This is a genomic window from Pseudomonas sp. Pseusp15 (assembly GCF_059492165.1).
On the sequence record NZ_CP168523.1, the window covers coordinates 3,747,009 to 3,761,345 of the forward strand.

The window sequence follows — 14,337 nt, forward strand, 5'->3', positions numbered from 1 at the left end:
CGGCAGTCTTAGGCACCCGAACAGGCCCTAAAAGGGGCTTGAATAATAATTTCAGTGCACAAGTGTACATTCATGTCCTTGGTGCTGTGACTTTCACTACAACGCAATAGTCTATGAGTAGGCTGCTGACTCGAGGCATGAACGCTTCGATCGGCCGGGAAGATTCGCCCCCCTGCCGCATGGACTATTGAGGAGCTCGCATGACCAAACAAAACGCCTTTACCCGGGAAGACCTGCTGCGCTGCAGTCGTGGTGAGCTGTTCGGCCCGGGTAACGCGCAACTGCCCGCCCCGAACATGCTGATGGTCGATCGCATCACCCTGATCTCCGAAGAGGGTGGCAAGTACGGCAAAGGTGAATTGGTCGCCGAGCTGGATATCACTCCAGACCTGTGGTTCTTCGCCTGCCACTTCGAAGGTGATCCGGTGATGCCGGGCTGCCTGGGCCTCGATGCCATGTGGCAACTGGTCGGTTTCTTCCTCGGCTGGCAAGGCCTGCCGGGCCGCGGTCGCGCCCTGGGTTCGGGCGAAGTGAAATTCTTTGGCCAGGTACTGCCGACCGCCAAGAAAGTCACCTATAACATCCATATCAAACGCGTCCTCAAAGGCAAACTGAACATGGCCATCGCCGATGGTTCCGTGACTGTCGACGGCCGCGAAATCTATACCGCCGAAGGCCTTCGGGTCGGCGTTTTCACCTCCACTGACAACTTCTAAGGGTTATCCGCATGCGCCGCGTCGTTATCACTGGTCTGGGCATCGTTTCGTGCCTGGGCAATGACAAAGAGACCGTCTCCGCTAACCTGCGTGCAAGCCGCCCTGGCATCCGGTTCAACCCGGAATATGCCGAAATGGGTCTGCGTAGCCAGGTTTCCGGCTCCATTGACCTTCCCCTCGAAGAGCTGATCGATCGCAAGATCTATCGCTTCGTCGGCCACGCGGCGGCTTACGCCTACCTGGCCATGAAAGATGCCATCGCAGACTCCGGCCTGACCGAAGAGCAAGTTTCCAACCCGCGTACCGGCCTGATCGCCGGTTCCGGTGGCGCCTCCACGCTGAACCAGATGGAAGCGCTGGACATCCTGCGCGAGAAAGGCGTCAAGCGCGTCGGCCCATACCGCGTAACGCGGACCATGAGCAGCACTGTTTCCGCTTGCCTGGCCACCCCGTTCAAGATCAAGGGCCTGAACTACTCCATCGCTTCTGCCTGCGCCACCAGTGCTCACTGCATCGGTACCGCCATGGAACAGATCCAGATGGGCAAGCAGGACATCGTATTCGCCGGCGGCGGTGAAGAAGAGCACTGGAGCCAGTCGTTCCTGTTCGACGCCATGGGCGCCCTGTCCAGCCAGTACAACGAAACCCCGGAAAAAGCTTCCCGTGCCTACGACGCCAAGCGTGACGGTTTCGTCATCGCCGGTGGTGGCGGCATGGTCGTGGTCGAAGAGCTGGAACACGCTCTGGCCCGCGGCGCGAAGATCTACGCGGAAATCGTTGGCTACGGCGCGACCTCCGACGGCTACGACATGGTCGCCCCAAGCGGCGAAGGCGCCATCCGCTGCATGCAGATGGCCATGTCCACCGTTGACGCACCGATCGACTACCTGAACACCCACGGCACCTCGACTCCGGTCGGCGACGTGATGGAAATGAAAGGTGTGCGTGAAGTGTTCGGCGACAACGCTCCGGCCATCAGCTCCACCAAGAGCCTGTCGGGTCACTCCCTGGGCGCCGCCGGCGTTCACGAAGCGATCTACTGCATGCTGATGATGGAAGGCAACTTCATGGCGGGTTCCGCCAACATCGACGAACTGGACCCGGAAGTGGCAGACATGCCAATCCTGACCAAGACTCGCGAAGACGCCACTATCAACACCGTGATGAGCAACAGCTTCGGCTTCGGTGGCACCAACGCCACGCTGGTACTGAAGCGCTGGCAGGGTAAGTAATACCCCGCCTACGCCACACATAAAAACGCCCCGACTGGTTCGGGGCGTTTTTTTTTGGCCAGGTTTTATCTACGGCCAGACAGCCCTTTAGACATGAAACATTTGTCATGGAACTCAACAGCCTGCGACTGAATGTCGCGTATTTCGCGGGCTGCAGCACTTTCTCCGTTTTTGAAAAAGTCCGTTACCGATTTCAGTCGTTTACTTAGCCAGCTAACAAAACTTATAACAAAGGCCTGCACACGCCTTGCTGCAGATAACAGAGATTGGAGCTAGCAGATGACTGTAAAAGTAACTGAACGCGACGATTCACATATGTCCCATGAAGGCATCGCCGCCGGTATCCGCATCTGGGATGTACATCAACAAGACCTGCTGGTCGGGATGTTCCATTCCGAGACCGAAGCCCACCAATACAAGGCCGAACTGGAATCACTGGAGCAGCAACGCGAAGCGCGTTCTGCATAACCACCGCATTGAAAATGACAAACCCCGCCATGAGCGGGGTTTGTCGTTGTTGCAGCTGCTAACGGCTTACCACATCAGATCGTCAGGAATCTGATAGGCCGCGTACGGATCGTCTTCGGTGCTGACTTCTTCTGTCTTCACATTCAGCTGCACGATGCGCTGTGGGTCGCGCTCCTGAATCTTCAGGGCCGCTTCACGAGGGATCACTTCATAACCGCCAGCGTGATGCACGATCGCCAGGGAACCGCTGCTGAGCTTGTTGCGCATCAGGGTGTTGACGGAGATACGCTTGACCTTTTTGTCGTCGACGAAGTTGTAGTAGTCCTCGGTGTTCAGCTTGGGCAGGCGCGAGACTTCGATCAATTGCTTGACCTGGGCGGCTCGGGCCTTCTGCTCGGCCTTCTCCTGCTGCTGACGGTTGAGCTCCTGATCGCGCTTGACCTTCTCGGCCATGGCTTCCTGAGCCGCACGCTGCTGGGAGTCATCGAGTTCGATCTGGCCTTTGTGGGCCAGACGCTGTTGTTTCTGTTTTTCTTTGCCGACCTGTTTGGCCTGCTTTTGGTTGACCAGCCCTGCTTTGAGCAACTGGTCGCGAAGGGAAAGGCTCATGGTGCTTACTCACTTAGGCAACAGCTCAGCCGCAGCTGGGCAAATTCTTTTCCTGACGTTTGGCTTCGCCCCACAAGGCGTCCAACTCTTCGAGGGTGCAATCTTCTATGGGACGGTGGGTGTCGCGCAATGCCTGTTCGATAAATCGGAAGCGTCTTTCAAATTTTGTGTTCGCGCCACGCAGTGCGGTTTCCGGATCGACCTTGAGGTGACGCGCCAGATTGACCACGGAAAACAGCAAGTCGCCGACTTCATCGGCAATCGCCGCCGAGTCATTGTCGGCCATGGCTTCAAGCACTTCATCGAGCTCTTCGCGAACCTTGTCGAGCACCGGCAAGGCGTCCGGCCAATCGAACCCGACCTGCCCTGCGCGCTTCTGCAGTTTTGCCGAACGGGACAACGCCGGCAGTGCCGCGGGTACGTCATCGAGCAAGGACAACTGCTCCGGCGCCGAAGACTTCTCGGCGCGTTCTTCGGCCTTGATCTCTTCCCAGCGTTGCTTGACCTGCTCTTCATTCAGACGCGGGACGTCCAGCGGCGCGTACAGATCCCCGGTGGGAAATACGTGAGGATGACGGCGGATCAACTTGCGCGTGATGCTGTCGACCACGCCAGCGAATTCGAAGCGCCCTTCTTCCCGAGCCAGTTGGCTGTAATAAACCACCTGGAACAACAAGTCGCCCAACTCACCCTGCAAGTGATCGAAATCGCCGCGTTCAATAGCATCGGCAACTTCGTAGGCTTCTTCCAGGGTGTGCGGGACGATGGTGGCGTAGGTTTGCTTGATGTCCCACGGGCAGCCGTACTGCGGGTCGCGCAGACGGTTCATCAGGTGCAGCAGGTCTTCAAGTGAATACATCAATCAATCTCTGCGAGAACCTGTGGGAACCTGGCTTGTCGGATCGCCGCACCGCCGCGATCCGACAAGCCAGCCCCACAAAAGCTTGGCGGCCACAAAAAAGTGAACGCCTTACGGTGTGCGGTTACGGCGGGTTTCGATGATGTTCGGCAACTGGGAAATACGCCCCAGCAACCGCCCCAGCGCATCCAGCCCCGGAATCTCGATGGTCAGGGACATCAACGCAGTGTTGTCCTCTTTGTTCGAGCGGGTGTTGACCGCCAGCACGTTGATCCGCTCGTTGAGCAGCACCTGCGACACGTCACGCAGCAGACCGGAACGGTCGTAAGCGCGAATGATGATGTCCACCGGATAGGTGAGCACCGGCACCGGCCCCCAGCTGACCTGGATGATCCGCTCCGGCTCGCGCCCGGCCAGTTGCAGCACCGAGGCGCAGTCCTGACGGTGGATGCTCACGCCACGGCCCTGGGTGATGTAACCGACGATGGCGTCCCCCGGCAACGGCTGGCAGCAGCCGGCCATCTGGGTCATCAGGTTGCCGACGCCCTGGATCTGGATATCGCCGCGCTTGCCCGGTTTATAGCCGGTGGCTTTGCGCGGGATCAGCTCCAGCTGTTCGTTGCCGCGTTCCGGCTCGACCAGTTGCTGCGCCAGGTTCACCAGTTGCGCCAGGCGCAAATCGCCTGCGCCCAACGCAGCGAACATGTCCTCGGCGGTCTTCATGTTGGCCTTTTCGGCCAACTTGTCGAAATCCACCTGCGGCAGGCCGAGGCGATTGAGTTCGCGCTCGATCAAGGTTTTACCGGCCGCAACGTTCTGATCGCGGGCTTGCAGCTTGAACCAGTGAACAATCTTCGCCCGCGCCCGCGACGTGGTGATGTAACCCAGGTTCGGGTTCAGCCAGTCGCGACTCGGAGTGCCGTGCTTGCTGGTGATGATCTCGACCTGTTCACCGGTTTGCAGGCTGTAGTTGAGCGGCACGATGCGCCCGTTGATCTTGGCGCCGCGGCAGTTGTGACCGATTTCGGTGTGCACGCGGTAAGCGAAGTCCAGCGGTGTCGCGCCCTTCGGCAAGTCGATGGCATGACCGTCGGGAGTGAAGATATAAACCCGGTCCGGCTCGATATCGACCCGCAGCTGTTCGGCAAGGCCGCCGATATCGCCCAGCTCTTCGTGCCACTCGAGAACCTGACGCAGCCAGGAGATTTTCTCTTCGTAGTGGTTCGAGCCGGACTTGACGTCGGTGCCCTTGTATCGCCAGTGCGCGCAAACCCCCAGCTCGGCTTCTTCGTGCATGGCGTGGGTGCGGATCTGCACTTCCAGTACCTTGCCTTCAGGGCCGATTACCGCGGTGTGCAGCGAGCGGTAGCCATTCTCTTTCGGGTTGGCGATGTAGTCGTCGAATTCTTTCGGGATGTGCCGCCACAGGGTGTGGACGATGCCGAGCGCGGTGTAGCAGTCGCGCATTTCCGGCACCAGCACGCGAACGGCGCGCACGTCGTAGATCTGGCTGAACTCCAGACCCTTGCGCTGCATTTTGCGCCAGATCGAATAGATGTGTTTGGCCCGGCCGCTGATATCAGCCTCGACGCCGGTGGCCTGCAACTCGTTCTTGAGCTGGGTCATCACATCGCTGATGAAGCGCTCGCGATCCAGCCGTCGCTCATGGAGCAACTTGGCGATCTGCTTGTACTGGTCGGGCTCGAGGTAACGGAAGGACAAGTCCTCCAGCTCCCACTTGATATGACCGATACCGAGGCGGTGAGCCAGCGGCGCGTAGATGTCGAAGACTTCACGGGCGACGCGGTTACGCTTCTCGTCATCGGCGGTTTTTACCGCACGGATCGCACAAGTGCGCTCGGCCAGTTTGATCAGCGCGACGCGCACGTCGTCGACCATGGCCACGAGCATCTTGCGCAGGTTTTCCACCTGGCCTTGGGTGCCCATCACCATGGATTTACGCGGACTCAGACTGTCGCTGATCGCCGCCATGCGTTGCACGCCGTCAATCAGTTTGGCGACCACCGGGCCGAAGCGCTGGCTGACCGCCGGCAACTGGATCTGGCCTTCGCGCACGCCGCGGTACAAGACTGCCGCGACCAACGAATCCTGATCGAGTTTGAGGTCGGCGAGAATCTCGGCGATCTCAAGGCCGGTGCGGAAACTCGAGGTCCCTTCGGACCACAGGTTTTTCGCCGCATTGGCTTGTTGTTCGGCCTCGCGAGCGAACTCGCAGGCTTCTTTCAAGGCTTCGCGATCCAGTGCCGTATCGATACTGACCGCGTGATCGAGCCAAGCCTCGAGATTGATACTGCCGTCAGTGTTGATCGGCTGGTGTGCTCTCACCTGTACCATCTTGCTTTACCTTCCCTACGACGCAGATTCAATGCGTCAAATCGCTGACCTTCATTGTCCGGGCGCCCCGCCGGGCTGATGCGTGGCGGCACGGACGGTCAGTCGGACCAGACGAGCCATCCTAGCTCGCTTCAAATAACGCCATGGCCTCGACATGCGCCGTTTGAGGAAACATATCGAGAATCCCGGCACGTTTTAACCGGTAGCCCTGCTTGATCAATTCGACCGTGTCGCGCGCCAGAGTTGCAGGGTTGCACGACACATAAACCAATCGTTCGGCACCCAGGGACGCAAGCTTGCGCACCACCTCGAAAGCACCGTCGCGAGGTGGGTCCAAGAGTACCGCACAAAAGCCTTCGCTGGCCCATTCGGCATCAGCCAAAGGCTGGGATAAATCGGCCTGAAAAAATTTCGCGTTATGCAAATTATTACTAGCGGCGTTCGCGGCGGCCCGCTCGACCATGGCCTGCACACCTTCCACCGCCACCACTTCACGAACGGTCCTGGCCAGCGGCAAGGCAAAGTTGCCCAACCCGCAGAACAGGTCCAGAACCCGCTCATCGGCTTTCGGCGCCAACCATTCCAGCGCCTGAGCGACCATCGCTTCGTTGACCCCGGCGTTGACCTGGATGAAATCTCCAGGCCGATACGCCAGGTTCAAGTCCCACGGTTCAAGGCGATAGCCCAGGGTCTGATCGGCGTCGACCGGTTGCGGCTCGCCGTCGCCATGCAGCCACAACTGGGCCTCATGGAGCGCGCAGAATTCCTTGAGGATCGTCATGTCGGCTTCGGACAACGGCGCCATGTGCCGCAGCAATACCGCCAATGACGAACCGCTGAACAATTCCACATGCCCCAGTGCCTGAGGTTTGCTCAAGCGCCGGAGCATGTCCGGCAAGCCGGTCATGATCGGCTGCAAGGGCTGTACCAGCACCGGGCACTCGTTGATGGCAACGATGTCCTGGCTGCCGGCAGCGCGGAAACCGACTTCGAGTTTTTTCGCCTTCATGTCCCAACGCACCGCCACCCGGGCACGACGCCGGTAGCCGAATTCAGGACCGCTCAATGGCGCAGCCCACTCTTCGGGCTCGACGCCGGCGACCCGCGACAATTGCTCGGCGAGCATGCGCTGTTTCAGGGCGAGTTGTTCGTTGTGGGGCAGATGCTGCACGCTGCAACCACCGCAGCGACCGGCATGGGCGCACGGTGCCGGGCGGCGCAATTGGCTGGCCTGGAACACCCGCTCGGTACGCGCCTCGACCACTTTACCGTGGGCACCCAAGACCCGCGCCTCGACCTCTTCACCGGCCAAGGCGCCGATGACGAACCAGGTGCGACCTTCAAAAAATGCGATACCGCGACCGTCATTAGCCAGGCGCTCGATGGTCAAACGCTGCTTTTTGCCGGTCGGGACTTGCGGGGCCTTGCTGCCGCCCGTGGGCTGAAAGCGCAGGCCTCTCTCTTGCTTGGCCATCAGTTGGGCGCGTCGAAAATGCCGGTCGACAGGTAACGGTCGCCACGGTCACAGATGATCGCGACAATCACCGCGTTTTCAACTTCTTTGGACAGGCGCAGCATCGCCGCCACGGCACCGCCCGAAGACACGCCGCAGAAAATGCCTTCTTCGCGCGCCAGACGACGGGTCACGTCCTCGGCCTCGCTTTGCGCCATGTCGACGATCCGGTCCACGCGATCAGCCTGATAAATCTTTGGCAGGTATTCCTGCGGCCAGCGGCGGATGCCCGGAATTGCCGAGCCTTCCATGGGTTGCAGACCGATGATCTGCACGTTCTCGTTCTGTTCTTTCAGGTAGCGCGAGACACCCATGATGGTGCCGGTGGTGCCCATCGAGCTGACGAAATGCGTGATGGTGCCCTGGGTCTGACGCCAGATTTCCGGACCGGTGGTGGTGTAGTGCGCCTCGGGGTTGTCACCGTTGGCGAACTGATCGAGCACCTTGCCACGGCCTTCGGCTTCCATTCGCTGGGCGAGGTCGCGCGCGCCTTCCATGCCTTCTTCCTGGCTGACCAGAATCAGCTCGGCGCCATAGGCCGTCATCGCGGCTTTACGCTCGGCGCTGGAGTTGTCCGGCATGATCAGGATCATCTTGTAACCCTTGATCGCGGCGGCCATGGCCAGGGCAATCCCGGTGTTACCCGAAGTCGCTTCGATCAGCGTGTCGCCGACGTGGATCTGCCCGCGCAATTCGGCGCGGGTGATCATCGACAGCGCCGGACGATCCTTGACCGAACCCGCCGGGTTGTTCCCTTCGAGCTTGAGCAAAAGCGTGTTGCTGGTGACGCCAGGCAGGCGCTGCAAACGGACCAGCGGAGTGTTGCCGACGCAATCGGCGATGGTTGGGTACTGCAAGGTCATGGCGTATTCGCAATCCGGACTGCGGGGGCGCCTATCATACCGGCAAACGTGCGCAGGCCATATCACGCAAAGTAAGGGGCTTATGGCTTATGGGAATAAGCAGTTCACTCCTCTTCTCCTTGTGCAATATTCAATGCATAAAACTCATGCAATTTGGCCTGCAGCAGCTGTTTGTCCGGAAGCTGGACCTGGTATTCAGCGATCAACGCTGGCGACAGGCTGCGGTTAAGGGCGTATTCGACCACTTCGTCATCCTTACTGGCGCAGAGCAACACACCGATGGCCGGGTTTTCGTGGGGTTTGCGCTCCTTGCGATCCAGCGCTTCCAAATAGAAGTTCAGCTTGCCCAAATACTCCGGCTTAAAACGACCGACCTTAAGCTCAATGGCTACAAGACAATTAAGGCCACGGTGGAAGAACAGCAGGTCCAGGGAAAAATCACACCCACCCACTTGAAGCGGATACTCGGAACCGACAAAGCAGAAATCGCGGCCAAGCTCGCTCAGGAATTCTTTGAGGCGCGCCATCAACCCTTTATGCAGATCAGTTTCGGCATGGCCACCCGGCAGGTCGAGAAACTCGAGCATGTAGGCGTCGCGGAATATCTCAAGCGCTGCCGGGTGGGCTTGTCTCAGCACTGCTGAGATTTTTGCTGGTTGGGTCACGCTTCGTTCAAACAGTGCGGTTTTGAACTGACGCTCTAGTTCGCGCTTCGACCATTTTTCCTGAACTGCCAAACGCACGTAGAACTCCCGCTCTTCCGGCCGTTTACTCTGGCTGAAAATGATCAGGTTATGCGACCAGGACAATTGTCGCACCAGTGGTGCGACTTTCTCTTCAGCGTGATAAGTCTCATAGAACTGGCGCATGCGAAACAAGTTCGACCGGGTAAACCCGCGCAACCCCGGTTGAGTCTGAGCCAGATGCTCAGCCAGTTGGCTGACCACAGAATCGCCCCACTCAGCCTGTTCCAGCTTGCGGCTGATGTAAGCACCGACCTGCCAATACAGCTCGATCAACTGGGTATTCACCGCCTGCATGGCCTGCTGTTTGGCATTTTGAATCAGCGCAAGCACTTCATTGAAACGGTCGTCGTGTGCGTTGCCGGGGACGCTGGATGCATTCATACCGAACTCCTGGAGGACGAGGAAAAACGCGAGTCTATTCCGTCAAGTCAGGCTTAAGGTGTCGGCGATACCCTTTAAGAAAGGTCGTACAAAATAACGGGAACGCTCCGGCAAAATCAGCAAGCCTCTTCGCGGCCGGGGTTGATCACGCAATTTGTGGTCGACACATATCAATTGTGGGAGCGGGGGCGTCATCATTGTCGCCATGGAGATCAGCCAATAACAGCATATTCAGCCGTAAGCCCCGCCCTGCATTCTCCGCCCAAAGCCGCCCACCCTGGCGCTGCACCGCATTCCTCGCAATGCTCAACCCCAATCCGAACCCACCATCCCCCGGCCGTGAACCGTCGAGCCGGATGAACGGCGAGAAGATTCGCTCAAGATCCTCGTCAGCCACCCCACCGCCCTCGTCCTCCAGCCACAGGTGCCAAAAGTCGCCATCACGCCGGCCATCGAACATCACGACACCGCCCTGCGGTGAATGACGAATGGCATTGCGCAGAATGTTTTCCAGCGCCTGGGCCAGGGTATTGAGATGGCCGCGCACCCAGCAGGAGGCATCCACCGCACAGTGCAACTGACTCGCCGGCCAGCTGCTTTCATAGCAAGCGTTTTCCGTGAGCATTTCCCACAAGGCCTGGACCTGGATCGCTTCATCGGGCAAAGACGTGCGCTCGGTGTCGAGCCAGGCCAGTTGCAGCGCATCCTCGACCAGGCGCTGCATGCCGTCGACTTCCCGGCTAATGCGCTCGCGCAATTGCTCCAGGTCCTGCTCGCTTTCGCAGGCCACCCGCAACCGGCTGAGCGGCGTGCGCAATTCGTGGGACAGATCGTGCAGCAGTTGCTGTTGCAGGACCACCGTGCGGCCCGGCGCGTCAGACCACTTCATCGACCGCACTCAATACGTACCCTTTGCCCCAAACCGTGCGCACTTCACGCTCGGTGTAACCGATGGCCTTGAGCTTGCGGCGAATCTGGCTGATGTGCATGTCGAGGCTGCGGTCATGGGGCGCATAACCGCGCTGCAATACCTGCTGATAAAGGAACGCCTTGCTCAACACTTCATCGTCGTTGCGGTTCAGCGTGTCCAGTAAACGGTACTCGCTGCGGGTCAGGCCGGCCGCGTACTCGCCCCAAAAGACCTCGCCCAGTTCATCGTCAAAACGCAGGTAGTCCGTCGCAGGGGGCGTCGGTATCGGCACTGGTCGACGGTCGAACGCCACCCGCCGCAGGATCGCTTCGATGCGCACCCGCAACTCGGCCATGCTGAAAGGCTTGGGCAGGTAATCGTCGGCCCCGAGGCGAAAACCACTGATGCGATCCGCCTCGGCACCCAGCGCCGACATCAGCACCACTGGCGTGGAATGGCTCTGGCGCAATTGGGTCAACACCGCCAGGCCATCGAGCCCCGGCAACAGAATATCCATCAACACCACATCGAAGGCCTGCTGGCGCGCAATCGCCAGGCCTTCCTGCCCGTTCTGGCACCAGGTCACCTGAAAACCGCAGCGCCCCAGATGCTCATGAACATAAGCACCGAGCACTGGATCGTCTTCGATAGAGAGGATGCGAGGATGGCCAATCGCGATGGGAGTCATGAGTATCTGCAAATAATTCTCAATTGCTGATTATTCAAGATTGCCTCTCCAGGGGCAACCCAAGGTTTGTCTCCCTGGACCAAAGCATTGAACTGACCGACGAATGACGACATCAATTTTACGAAGATTGCCCGCATGCAAATCGCTACACTGCGCAGGTGGCGCGTGCCGGACGCATGTGCAGGTCAATAAACAGCTGGATGCAGGAGAGATGCGTGCTCAAGAAACTGGGAATTAAAGGCCGCGTGCTGTTACTGACCCTGTTGCCGACCACCCTGATGGCGTTGGTCCTGGGCGGCTATTTCACCTGGATGCAGCAATCGGACCTGCAAGCCCAGCTCATGCAACGCGGCGAAATGATCGCCGAACAGCTGGCACCGTTGGTGGCCCCGGCCATGGGTCGCAAAGACAACGAGCTGCTGGAGCGCATCGCCACCCAATCCCTGGAACAGACCGACGTGCGCGCGGTGACCTTCCTCGCCCCCGACCGCACGCCGCTGGCCCATGCCGGCCCGACCATGCTCAATCAGGCGCCCCTGGGCAACGGTTCACAGTTGCTGCGCCGCAGTGGCAATGACGCCACGCGTTACCTGCTGCCGGTGTTCGGCAAGCACCGCAACCTGGCCGGCGACCTGATCCCCGATGAAGCCGACCGCCTGCTGGGCTGGGTCGAACTCGAACTGTCCCACAACGGCATGCTGCTGCGCGGTTACCGCAGCCTGTTCGCCAGCCTTCTGCTGATCGGCGGAGGCCTGGCCGGTGCGGCGCTGCTGGCATTACGCATGGGCCGAACCATCAACCGGCCATTAAGCCAGATCAAACAAGCCGTGGCGCAACTCAAGGACGGTCATCTGGAAACCCGCCTGCCGCCCCTCGGCAGCCAGGAACTGGATGAACTGGCGTCCGGCATCAACCGCATGGCCGGGACGCTGCAGAACGCTCAGGAAGAATTGCAAAACAGCGTCGACCAGGCCACCGAAGACGTGCGTCAGAATCTGGAAACCATCGAAATCCAGAACATCGAGCTGGACCTGGCGCGCAAGGAAGCCCTGGAGGCGAGCCGGATCAAGTCCGAATTCCTGGCCAACATGAGCCATGAAATCCGCACGCCGCTCAACGGCATTCTCGGCTTCACGCACCTGCTGCAAAAAAGCGAACTGACGCCGCGCCAGCTCGATTACCTGGGCACCATCGAAAAGTCTGCCGACAGCCTGTTGGGGATCATCAACGAGATTCTCGATTTCTCGAAAATCGAGGCCGGCAAACTGGTGCTCGACCATATTCCGTTCAACCTGCGCGACCTGCTGCAAGACACCCTGAACATCCTCGCCCCGGCCGCCCACGCCAAAGAGCTTGAGCTGGTGAGCCTGGTTTATCGCGATACGCCACTGTCGCTGGTGGGCGATCCGTTGCGACTCAAGCAGATCCTCACCAACCTTGTGAGCAATGCGATCAAGTTCACCCGCGAAGGCACCATCGTCGCCCGGGCGATGCTCGAAGAAGAGCATGAAGACAGCGTGCAACTGCGCATCAGCATTCAGGACACCGGCATCGGTCTGTCGAACCAGGACGTGCGCGCCCTGTTCCAGGCCTTCAGCCAGGCCGATAACTCGTTGTCCCGACAACCCGGCGGCACCGGCCTCGGATTGGTGATTTCCAAACGGCTGATCGAACAAATGGGCGGCGAGATCGGCGTCGACAGCACGCCGGGCGAAGGCTCGGAATTCTGGATCAGCCTGAGCCTGCCCAAAACCCGCGACGACGCCGAAGACCTGCCCGGCCCACCGTTGCTCGGGCAGCGGGTGGCTGTCCTGGAAAACCATGAACTGGCCCGTCAGGCATTGCAGCATCAACTGGAAGACTGCGGCCTGAGCGTCACGCCGTTCAATACCCTGGAAAGCCTGGCCAATGGCGTGACCGGCGCTCACCAGACCGATCAGGCCATCGGCCTGGCGGTGCTCGGCATCACCAGCAACGACATGCCGCCGGAGCGCCTCAACCAGCACATCTGGGACCTTGAACACCTGGGCTGCAGAGTGTTGGTGCTGTGCCCGACCACCGAACTGACGCTGTTCCATCTCTCGGTACCCAACCCCCACAGCCAGCTCCAGTCCAAACCCGCCTGCACCCGCAAGCTGCGTCGTGCCCTGTCTGATCTGGTCAACCCGCGCCAGCAGCGCAGCGACCCCGCCGAGCCGGTTTCCAGCCGCGCGCCGAAGGTCCTTTGCGTGGACGACAACCCGGCCAACCTGTTGCTGGTGCAAACCCTGCTCGAAGACATGGGCGCCAAGGTGCTCGCGGTAGAAAGCGGTTACGCCGCGGTCAAGGCCGTACAGAACGAGACTTTCGATCTGGTGTTGATGGACGTGCAAATGCCCGGCATGGATGGGCGCCAAAGCACCGAAGCCATTCGCCAATGGGAAAGCGAGCGGCATTGCACGCCACTGCCGGTCGTGGCCCTCACCGCCCATGCGATGGCCAATGAAAAACGCGCATTGCTGCAAAGCGGCATGGACGACTACCTGACCAAACCCATCAGCGAACGGCAACTGGCGCAAGTGGTGTTGAAATGGACGGGCCTGGCGCTGCGCAATCAGGGTCCGGAGCGTAATAGCGATAACAACAGCGGTCATGAATTGCAGGTGCTCGACCACGAAGAAGGCCTGCGCCTGGCGGCCGGCAAGGCCGATCTGGCGGCGGACATGCTGGCCATGCTGCTGGCCTCCCTGGAAGCCGACCGCGAGGCCATCCGCGTGGCCCGTGAAGCCAACGACCAGAACGCCCTGATCGAGCGGGTCCATCGCCTGCACGGGGCAACCCGTTATTGCGGCGTCCCGCAACTGCGCGCCGCCTGCCAGCGCAGCGAAACCCTGCTCAAGCAACAGGACCCGAAAGCCCCCGTCGCACTGGAAGAACTCGAACGCGCCATCAATCGCCTCGCGGCCCATGCGCGCATCAATGCCTGATGCAGCGCAATAACGCAGGAGGGCCTGAACG

At 59.9% G+C, this 14,337-nt stretch carries 11 protein-coding genes and 1 pseudogene; 4 read left to right on the forward strand and 8 right to left on the reverse strand.

The window, feature by feature from the left end; genetic code table 11:
- Nucleotides 1-200: 200 nt before the first annotated feature.
- The 3 genes from fabA to ACEN8R_RS17070 all read left to right on the forward strand — a co-directional run bounded on the left by fabA (nt 201) and on the right by ACEN8R_RS17070 (nt 2,416).
- Nucleotides 201-716 carry a 3-hydroxyacyl-[acyl-carrier-protein] dehydratase FabA gene (fabA, locus tag ACEN8R_RS17060; protein WP_018926285.1) on the forward strand — a complete coding sequence of 172 codons (516 nt, stop codon included), beginning with the start codon at nt 201-203 and terminating at the stop codon, nt 714-716.
- Between the two features lie 11 nt (nt 717-727).
- Entirely contained in the window at nt 728-1,948 is a 1,221-nt protein-coding gene (gene fabB / locus ACEN8R_RS17065) for a beta-ketoacyl-ACP synthase I (protein WP_007937568.1), read from the forward strand.
- Nucleotides 1,949-2,227: 279 nt separating this feature from the next.
- Nucleotides 2,228-2,416 (forward strand): hypothetical protein, encoded by a 189-nt coding sequence (locus ACEN8R_RS17070; RefSeq protein ID WP_018926287.1) that lies wholly within the window; start codon nt 2,228-2,230, stop codon nt 2,414-2,416.
- Between the two features lie 66 nt (nt 2,417-2,482).
- On the opposite strand, the gene ACEN8R_RS17075 is transcribed toward ACEN8R_RS17070, so the two are convergent.
- The 8 genes and pseudogenes from ACEN8R_RS17075 to ACEN8R_RS17110 all read right to left on the reverse strand — a co-directional run bounded on the left by ACEN8R_RS17075 (nt 2,483) and on the right by ACEN8R_RS17110 (nt 11,340).
- Complete coding sequence (locus tag ACEN8R_RS17075) at nt 2,483-3,025, reverse strand: DUF2058 domain-containing protein (RefSeq protein WP_018926288.1); 543 nt, start codon at nt 3,023-3,025, stop codon at nt 2,483-2,485.
- A gap of 25 nt (nt 3,026-3,050) precedes the next feature.
- Nucleotides 3,051-3,884, reverse strand: coding sequence for a nucleoside triphosphate pyrophosphohydrolase (gene mazG / locus ACEN8R_RS17080; RefSeq protein WP_018926289.1), 834 nt, complete (start codon nt 3,882-3,884; stop codon nt 3,051-3,053).
- A gap of 111 nt (nt 3,885-3,995) precedes the next feature.
- Nucleotides 3,996-6,239 carry a GTP diphosphokinase gene (relA, locus tag ACEN8R_RS17085; protein ID WP_018926290.1) on the reverse strand — a complete coding sequence of 748 codons (2,244 nt, stop codon included), beginning with the start codon at nt 6,237-6,239 and terminating at the stop codon, nt 3,996-3,998.
- 121 nt (nt 6,240-6,360) lie between these two features.
- A complete protein-coding gene (gene rlmD / locus ACEN8R_RS17090; RefSeq protein WP_018926291.1) occupies nt 6,361-7,713 on the reverse strand; it encodes a 23S rRNA (uracil(1939)-C(5))-methyltransferase RlmD in 1,353 nt (450 codons plus the stop codon).
- Complete coding sequence (gene cysM / locus ACEN8R_RS17095; protein WP_018926292.1) at nt 7,713-8,615, reverse strand: cysteine synthase CysM; 903 nt, start codon at nt 8,613-8,615, stop codon at nt 7,713-7,715. Before cysM ends, rlmD begins: the two co-directional genes overlap by 1 nt.
- Nucleotides 8,616-8,719: 104 nt before the next feature.
- Entirely contained in the window at nt 8,720-9,742 is a 1,023-nt protein-coding gene (locus ACEN8R_RS17100; RefSeq protein ID WP_018926293.1) for a PDDEXK nuclease domain-containing protein, read from the reverse strand.
- A gap of 145 nt (nt 9,743-9,887) precedes the next feature.
- Nucleotides 9,888-10,604: pseudogene (locus tag ACEN8R_RS17105) on the reverse strand (sensor histidine kinase); the annotation flags it as partial.
- A 13-nt stretch (nt 10,605-10,617) separates the two neighbouring features.
- Nucleotides 10,618-11,340 (reverse strand): response regulator transcription factor, encoded by a 723-nt coding sequence (locus ACEN8R_RS17110; RefSeq protein ID WP_495624214.1) that lies wholly within the window; start codon nt 11,338-11,340, stop codon nt 10,618-10,620.
- 215 nt (nt 11,341-11,555) lie between these two features.
- On the opposite strand from ACEN8R_RS17110, the gene ACEN8R_RS17115 reads away from it, so the two are divergent.
- Entirely contained in the window at nt 11,556-14,306 is a 2,751-nt protein-coding gene (locus ACEN8R_RS17115) for a response regulator (protein WP_018926296.1), read from the forward strand.
- Nucleotides 14,307-14,337 lie beyond the last annotated feature (31 nt).

What these genes read in the sequence shown, in the direction of transcription:
- cysM (WP_018926292.1), bottom strand. Translation starts at nt 8,615, where the DNA reads ATGACCTTGCAGTACCCAACCATCGCCGATTGCGTCGGCAACACTCCG.
- ACEN8R_RS17110 (WP_495624214.1), bottom strand. Translation starts at nt 11,340, where the DNA reads ATGACTCCCATCGCGATTGGCCATCCTCGCATCCTCTCTATCGAAGAC.
- fabA (WP_018926285.1), top strand. Translation starts at nt 201, where the DNA reads ATGACCAAACAAAACGCCTTTACCCGGGAAGACCTGCTGCGCTGCAGT.
- ACEN8R_RS17075 (WP_018926288.1), bottom strand. Translation starts at nt 3,025, where the DNA reads ATGAGCCTTTCCCTTCGCGACCAGTTGCTCAAAGCAGGGCTGGTCAAC.
- rlmD (WP_018926291.1), bottom strand. Translation starts at nt 7,713, where the DNA reads ATGGCCAAGCAAGAGAGAGGCCTGCGCTTTCAGCCCACGGGCGGCAGC.
- ACEN8R_RS17100 (WP_018926293.1), bottom strand. Translation starts at nt 9,742, where the DNA reads ATGAATGCATCCAGCGTCCCCGGCAACGCACACGACGACCGTTTCAAT.
- fabB (WP_007937568.1), top strand. Translation starts at nt 728, where the DNA reads ATGCGCCGCGTCGTTATCACTGGTCTGGGCATCGTTTCGTGCCTGGGC.
- mazG (WP_018926289.1), bottom strand. Translation starts at nt 3,884, where the DNA reads ATGTATTCACTTGAAGACCTGCTGCACCTGATGAACCGTCTGCGCGAC.
- relA (WP_018926290.1), bottom strand. Translation starts at nt 6,239, where the DNA reads ATGGTACAGGTGAGAGCACACCAGCCGATCAACACTGACGGCAGTATC.
- ACEN8R_RS17070 (WP_018926287.1), top strand. Translation starts at nt 2,228, where the DNA reads ATGACTGTAAAAGTAACTGAACGCGACGATTCACATATGTCCCATGAA.